Origin of the sequence: Embleya sp. NPDC050154 (assembly GCF_044460165.1) — a bacterium.
Lineage (GTDB): Bacteria > Actinomycetota > Actinomycetes > Streptomycetales > Streptomycetaceae > Embleya.
This window is the reverse complement of the sequence record NZ_JBITJP010000004.1, coordinates 113,469-120,163: the sequence shown is the minus strand read 5'-3', so window position 1 is coordinate 120,163 and position 6,695 is coordinate 113,469. Positions and strand designations below refer to the sequence as shown.

The following is a 6,695-nucleotide window of genomic DNA, read 5'->3' as shown; positions in this document are numbered from 1 at the left end:
GGAGGGCACCGCGAACCAGAACGGCGGTAGGCACCTCGCCGACGTCGGCCCCGCGATCCGGGGCGGCGGGCTGCCGTGGCCGTACTCGATCCCGCCGATGTCCGCCAGGACGCCTCGTGTTCCGTCCACCTCGACGAGGAATCCCCTTTCGAGTCGCGCCACGGTCAGGTACCAGTCGCCGGGGACGAGCGACCGGGTCTCGTCCCCGGTCACCGGGTCGGACAGTGATCGCACGGTGGGCACCGCGAACCAGAACGGCGGGTGCGGCGCGAGAGGTGGGGCAACCAACGCAGCCCCGGCATCGCAACCGGCACCGGAAAGCACAGTGGCAGCCCCGGACATGCCGGGGCCGGTGGGGAGTTCGGCCAGTCGTTGGTGGACCTCGGCCGCGGACGCGGGACGGTGATCGGGGTCCTTGGCGAGCAGCGCCAGGACGAGGTCGTCCAGCGCGGCCGGAACGCCGGCCCGGGTGCGGCCCGGTGCCACCGGGGCCGCGTGTACATGGGCGGCCATCATCGCGACCGCGCCGACGGCCTGGAAGGGCGTGTGCCCGGTGAGGAGTTCGTGGAGGACACAGCCGAGGGAGTACAGGTCGGAGCGGGGGTCCCCGGGAAGACCGTCGAACCGTTCCGGGGGCATATAGGCCAACGTGCCGATGACCTTGCTCGACTTGTGCGTGGCCGCCATGTACCGGGCTATGCCGAAGTCGAGGATCTTGATCCGACCGTCCGGGCCGAGCATCAGATTCGCCGGCTTCAGATCTCGATGCACGACCCCCGCGGTGTGGGCGGCGTGCAGCGCTGCGGCCGTCTGCGCCGTCCAGTCCGCCGCCGTCGCCACCGGGCCGGGGCCGTCTTCGCGAAGCACGGCACCCACGTCCCGCCCGGTGACGTACTCCATCACCAGGTACAGGGTTCCGTCGTCGGGGTCCTGCCCGAGGTCGAACACGGTCACCACGCCCGCGTGGCTCAACCTGCCCGCGGTGCGGGCCTCACGGAAGAACAGGTCCGCGCCGAAAGTGTCGTGCCGGTCGTACGGCAGCAGTTTGACCGCGACGCGGCGCTCGATCACCCGGTCCCGGCCCTCCCACACCTCGCCCATACCGCCTCGTCCGACGAACGCGACGAGTTCGTACCGAACGCCCAAAACCCGCACAGCCACCATCAACTCCCCCGAGCGGTGCACCACACCGTCGAACCGGAACCGCCCTCGCGAGACCACACCGAAGATCTCACACCCCGGTGGCCCCCACCGTGGTCGCTGGACCTTGTTCCCTGTGGCCGCGGATTCGGGGGTGCCACCGACGGCGGAACCCGTCTCCTCGGCACGGGTCCGTCGTAATCCGGTGTGGCGACGCCTGCGGAGCGGTTGCCGCCGGACGATTTGTGGGATTTGTTCGAGCGGGTGGCGCCGTCGCGGCTGCACCGTCCGCAGGGTGGCGACCGCCGGCGGGTCCTTCGAATCGCGTTCTCCGCTCGGCGGCCGGCCTATCGCGAACAGGTCCGGAACGTCCGGCACGCCGACGTGCTCTTTCGGATCGATCCGTCAGAGGGGCGGTCGATGGTGGATCGACAGTTCCACGTCGGGCGACCCGAACCAGGGGCGTTGTTCGACCCGGCCTTCTCGGTCTGCGATGACGGTCAGCCCGAAGCGGTCGGCGGCCGGTTTCCCGGCGTCCTCCCAGCGGTGATAGGCCGCTTGCACCTCGCCCCACAGGTCCCGAGGGCCCGCCTCGTAGGCGGCGGACTTGCAGCCCTCCGCATAGGAGACGGCGGCGATGGATGCCCCGCTACCGGTGTCGGGGGCATACAGCCACAGCGTGCCTTCAACCTGCTGCGGGACGCAGTCGCGCACGTGGAGGCCGATGACGAATTCGACGGGTTCGTAGGCCGCGCCGATGGTGTCGGTGACGTCGATGTCGGGGGCGGATTCGCGGGACGTTTCCGGCCAGTCGTCGGGGAACGACGTCTCGGGGAACTCACGGCGCTGGTCGCGGAGTTTCATGAACGACAGCGGCTGGGTGAACGGTCCGCAGGCACGTCCGGGGCCGATCCTGGTGAGCTTGAGGGCCTGGTCGTGGGGGCTGTAGTCGGTACCCCAGGGCATGAGGATGATCGCGCCGTCCCGGGCCTGGTCGATCCAGGCCGGGGGAATGTGGCGTACGCCGGCGGTGATGTGCAGGCGATCGTAGGGGGCGCCCGCGGGATGGCCGAGTGCGCCGTCGCCGGTGACGACGGTGACGGCATCGGCGTACGGGGTGCGGTTCAGATTGGCGCGGGCCTGTGCGGCCAGGACGGGGTCGATCTCGATCGTGACGACACGGCAGCCGCGGGCGGCCAACAGCGCGGCGGTGTAGCCGGTGGCGGTGCCCACTTCGAGGACGGTTTCGCCGCCGGTGACGTCCAGTTCGTGGAGCATGTCGGCGACCACGGACGGCATCGACGCCGAGGAGGAGGCGAGTTCGCCGGGTTCGTCACCGGTGTGTGTGCCGTCGTCCCACTGAACGACCAAGGGCGCGTTGCTGTTCGCGGCTCGATGCCAGGCGACCGGGTCGCGATCGCGGTCGATCACGGACGTGTAGGTGCCTGTGGCGACGTCGAACGACCAGACGCGGCGCGGGAGGAAGTCGGCCCGCTCGACGGCGGCGAACGCGTGCTCCCATCCGGAAGGCATGGCGTCGATGGACGCGAGATACGCGCCGACCCCCCGCGTCGTCACTTGTCGTCCTTCTTGTGCTTCCCCGGGCCAGGAGGTGAGCTGCCATCAGGGTGCGGGTCGCCTGGCTTGGGACTCGGGTCGGGTTTGGCCGGTTTGATCGGCGCGCTGCCGCCGTCGTGGTCTCCCACGCGTTCCCTCCCTGGGGGCCTCGCCGCATCCCTGGGACGAAACGCGCTGTCGCGTCGGTAGTCACTGCGGATGCGGCCTGGTGCGGGCGGAAGAGTGCTCTCCGGCAACGTACGGGCGACACGCCCGGCCCGTCAATCACGATCGGCTAGGAGAACACAACCCACCGTCATCAATTCTGCCGCAGACAGGCCCGGGCCATCAGCCCGTAGAGGTCCACCTTCACCCGACGAATCCACGGCTGTCCCCTCCGCCGTCGGAATCGGACAGTACGGTGACGCAGACGAGGACAGCCCCTCTACGCCAGGGGCCGTCCTCTTGATTGCGAACCTTGGCGCGAAACTCCGCCGGTCTGTCCTCAGCGTATGCCGTCGCGCAGGAACTGCGTCCATGCGCTGGGCGCGAACTCCTGAACCGGACTGTCGCTGAGCTTGCTGTCCTTGACACCGATGGTCACGTCGAGCGGCGCAACGGTGACACACCCATTGCCCTCGCCCGAATAGGTTGACTTGCGCCACGGCGCAAGTGGGTGCTTGTTCTGGCTCACGTGATCTCTCTCAATTTTCGGTGGAGAAGTTCGAGTGACTCCTCCTGAGGCAACGCCTGCCTGTCCAGTTCCTCGAAGACTCGCAGCGTGCGTTGGATGTCGCGCTCATTGTCGCGCAGTACGCTCCCGCCGACTACGTCCAGATAGACGACTGAACTACTGGCGTCACCGAACTCCAAGAGGTTGATGCCGCAGGGATACACGGCCTTGAACCCTGCGGTGTTGGGCACGATGCGAATCGTGATGTTCGGGTGTGCGGCCTCGTCGATGAGGCGTCGGATCTGGCCTGCCATCAACTCCGGCCCTGCGCCGAAGGTCAAGGAAAGCGTGGCCTCGGTGATGTAGGCCGCCAGCACGAGGGGTTCGTGGTCGTGCAGGCGTTCCTGCCGAAGCATGCGCACTTTCGTGTGATCCTCGCGCTCGTCAGCGCCCATGGCCAGATAGGCGCCATGCTGCGTCAGAGCAGCGTAGTCCCGAGTCTGGAGCAGTCCTGGAATGCCGAGAGGCAAGTGCTCTTGGTATCGGACGGCTTCGTGTTCGATGGCGATTCGCTGGTAGAGATCCGCGCTCAGGATCCCGCTGTACGGCTCGTACCACAGCTGCGGCTTCGGCAGTGCACCTTCGGCAGGCAACAGCTCGTAGAAGCGCGCCTGTTGCTCCTTCGGAACGCCGTAAAGCTTCAGCAGCAGCTTGACGTCAGCGCGCGTCGGCTTGGCGTCGCCGTTCTCAACACGGCTCAATCGGCTCACCGAGAAGGCCTGTTGAGTCTTGTCCACAACCCACTTCAGCGACCGGCCGCGCTCCCGCTTGCGCTCCGCCTTGAGCATCGCGCCGAGCGTGCGCTGCCCGACAACGGTTCCGCCGCTGACCGGTCCACGTGTGCTCCCCATGACCGCCCTCCCTGTGAGGGCTCATTGTGCACCACTGGCAGACATGCCGATGTCGCTCGTTCGAGGGTCTGTGAAATTCTCTCTGGGATTTTCATTGACACACCCATCCGAGGTTTGGAACTGTATCGGCGAGCGACTCAGAGCACATGCAAGATCACCATGTGCAACAAGATCCTTTGATCGGACCACCCCAACTCCAAGGGGACCGTTGTGTCTTCCGACGCTTCCGTCTGTCTCGTCCGCCTCGCCCCTTGCACGTCGACGACCTGCTTCTTGACCCTGACGCCAGGTGAAGATCGCCCGGTGAAGAAGGCCCGCGCCCGTGTACTGGCGGCCTGTCGAACCTGGCAGGTGGCCGGTGACGACCTCGTCCTCGTGATGGCCGAACTCCTGACGAACGCGTACACGCACGCACGCCTCACGCCCGGCAAGCGCGTGCTGGTGAGGATCCACTGGCGCAAGCATGTGAACGAGATGATTCTGGAAGTCGTCGTTCCCCAGCCTCGGTTCGAGCTGCCCGAGCCCGCGGAACCCGATCCGGACGCGGAGAGCGGACGCGGTCTGGCGATGGTGCGAAGCCTGACCCGAACGTTCTCGTGCGAGGAACACACCCCGGGGCTGCAAACCTTCACCGCGATCCTGGCGGCAGCGTGAGCACCCCGAACGAGCCATCAGAGCAGCCGAAGCGACCCGAGCGACCCAACCTCGCATGTCCTCCCGACTACGGCTCGGTCATCGAGTACCACTCGCCCGATCCGCCCTGCCGTCGCCGCGGCGTCGTGCAGCGCTGGTGCGGCGACCACGTCGTCGTACGCCCGTTGAGCCCGCGGGCCACCCCCGAGCGCCCCTTCGACTCGGCGCCCTGGGGAGCGGCGACCACCGTGATCGTCCGCGAGCCACCACCCCTGGAGCAAGCGTGAACGAGTTCAACCCACCCTTGGCATACGGTCGCCGCAACGTGCGGGCGTCCGGCAAGTCGCCCCTGGTCCGCACCGTCGACCTGCTCCCCCGCCTTCGTGCGTGGGCACTGGCCCGACCCGTCGAGGGCGTGAACGTGGCGGACGTGTCCTCCATCCACCGCCCGGACTGGACCGGCAACCTGGCGCCGCTGTCCTGGACCACCGCGACGCCCACCCTTCCCCTGGCTCCGCGCCACCTGGACGCGATCGCCGAGGGCATCGGGCGACTCGACGGCGCGCTCCACCGCGCCCTGACCTTCGAACCGATCCACGACGGAACCGCCGTACTCGCCCACTCGGGAGAATTCACCGAGGAGTTGGGAGTGTTCGCCGACCAGCGCCGGGTTGCACTCATGGCGACAGCCCACCTACCGCAGGAGCACCCCCATCGTTCGTTGATCCCCCCGAGCGGCGTGGACGCGGTGTTGTCCGCGCCGGCAGGCACCGTGGTGTGGTCGATGGGCCCGGACGATGTCCGCGTCGATCCCGAAACCGGTGACACCTGGCTGCTCGGCTGCGGGGCGGAGCCGACCCACGGGCCGTTCGGCGCGAACCTGGCCGACATCGTCAGCCGCCTCGGACACCACCGGCTCGAACACAGGACATTGCACGGCCTGTCCACCCACTACAACAGGGGACTCGTCCGCGCGCTCGGCGGCATGGCACCGCACCTGAGCCCGGCCGTATTCGCCGTGCTCGTGGAGACGGCCGCGACCGGTCCCGTCGGGTCCGAAGCCCCCGAATCGGAGAGGTGGGCCGCCGTGCGTCCCGACGAGTTCGAGGTCCTGGTCCCGCTGGGCCTGAAGCACCTCTCGGCCCCCGAGGAATCCTCGTGAACAGCCCGAAAGCAGGCATCGACCCCGACGTACAGGTCACCAAGTACCCCAAGTCCGGGATGCATCATCACGGCGACACCAAGCAGTACTACGTCTCGTCTCCGCGCGACGGATGCGTCCACTGCTGCGCCGACGTCCTCAGCCTGAACCCCCGGGAAGCCGAGGCGACGGTCATGGGGCTGCTGCGCGCGTTCCCGGTCTCCGACGCCAACCGCGTCGCCGCCGAATACCTCACCCATCTCCCGCAGACCCTCGAAGCGGAATCCCTCGACACGGACGCTCTCATCCGAGCCGCCGTCCACGCGGCGCGCATCGCGGCCAGGCTCGTGGCGCCCGCGCACAGCCACCGCTTACGGAAGGCGATGGCCTCGACCCTGGGCATGGCCCCACACCCGACGCCAGGCGGGAGTGCGCGATGAGCGCCCGACGGTTCGGCCCGTACGTACCGGGTCGCCCGGTGCACGTCCCGCGCGAGACGTTCCGCCCGTTCCTTCCCCTCGTCGACTCGGTCGACCTTCAGGACGTCCCGCATCCGCACGGCCGTCCATCGTGGTCGCGTGGCGGCACACCAGGTGCGACACCGCAGGCCCACCGCGATCCGGGCTTCGACACCTGACGA

The 6,695-nt window shown here is 68.2% G+C and carries 9 protein-coding genes; 5 read left to right on the top strand and 4 right to left on the bottom strand.

Annotation, left to right across the window (positions count from 1 at the left end; all coding sequences use genetic code 11):
* From ACIBSV_RS10070 to ACIBSV_RS10055, 4 genes are all read right to left on the bottom strand, one after another.
* A partial coding sequence (locus tag ACIBSV_RS10070) for a serine/threonine-protein kinase (RefSeq protein WP_395861199.1) occupies nt 1–1,161 on the bottom strand: 1,161 nt, incomplete at its 3' end.
* A gap of 384 nt (nt 1,162–1,545) precedes the next feature.
* Nucleotides 1,546–2,718, bottom strand: coding sequence for a protein-L-isoaspartate O-methyltransferase (locus ACIBSV_RS10065; RefSeq protein ID WP_395861197.1), 1,173 nt, complete (start codon nt 2,716–2,718; stop codon nt 1,546–1,548).
* A 484-nt stretch (nt 2,719–3,202) separates the two neighbouring features.
* Entirely contained in the window at nt 3,203–3,391 is a 189-nt protein-coding gene (locus ACIBSV_RS10060) for a DUF397 domain-containing protein (protein WP_395861195.1), read from the bottom strand.
* Entirely contained in the window at nt 3,388–4,281 is an 894-nt protein-coding gene (locus ACIBSV_RS10055) for a helix-turn-helix domain-containing protein (protein ID WP_395861193.1), read from the bottom strand. The genes ACIBSV_RS10060 and ACIBSV_RS10055 overlap by 4 nt, the downstream gene beginning before the upstream one ends.
* Nucleotides 4,282–4,584: 303 nt before the next feature.
* On the opposite strand from ACIBSV_RS10055, the gene ACIBSV_RS10050 reads away from it, so the two are divergent.
* The 5 genes from ACIBSV_RS10050 to ACIBSV_RS10030 are packed head-to-tail and all read left to right on the top strand — an operon-like array spanning nt 4,585 to nt 6,692.
* On the top strand, nt 4,585–4,935 hold the full coding sequence (locus ACIBSV_RS10050; protein ID WP_395861191.1) for an ATP-binding protein: 351 nt from the start codon (nt 4,585–4,587) through the stop codon (nt 4,933–4,935).
* Nucleotides 4,932–5,201, top strand: coding sequence for a hypothetical protein (locus tag ACIBSV_RS10045; protein WP_395861189.1), 270 nt, complete (start codon nt 4,932–4,934; stop codon nt 5,199–5,201). The genes ACIBSV_RS10050 and ACIBSV_RS10045 overlap by 4 nt, the downstream gene beginning before the upstream one ends.
* Nucleotides 5,198–6,076: a hypothetical protein gene (locus ACIBSV_RS10040; RefSeq protein WP_395861187.1), complete on the top strand. Its 879-nt coding sequence runs from the start codon at nt 5,198–5,200 to the stop codon at nt 6,074–6,076. Before ACIBSV_RS10045 ends, ACIBSV_RS10040 begins: the two co-directional genes overlap by 4 nt.
* Nucleotides 6,073–6,495, top strand: coding sequence for a hypothetical protein (locus ACIBSV_RS10035; protein ID WP_395861185.1), 423 nt, complete (start codon nt 6,073–6,075; stop codon nt 6,493–6,495). The genes ACIBSV_RS10040 and ACIBSV_RS10035 overlap by 4 nt, the downstream gene beginning before the upstream one ends.
* Entirely contained in the window at nt 6,492–6,692 is a 201-nt protein-coding gene (locus ACIBSV_RS10030) for a hypothetical protein (RefSeq protein WP_395861183.1), read from the top strand. Before ACIBSV_RS10035 ends, ACIBSV_RS10030 begins: the two co-directional genes overlap by 4 nt.
* The last annotated feature ends 3 nt before the right edge of the window (nt 6,693–6,695 follow it).

What these genes read in the sequence shown, in the direction of transcription:
- ACIBSV_RS10055 (WP_395861193.1), bottom strand. Translation starts at nt 4,281, where the DNA reads ATGGGGAGCACACGTGGACCGGTCAGCGGCGGAACCGTTGTCGGGCAG.
- ACIBSV_RS10030 (WP_395861183.1), top strand. Translation starts at nt 6,492, where the DNA reads ATGAGCGCCCGACGGTTCGGCCCGTACGTACCGGGTCGCCCGGTGCAC.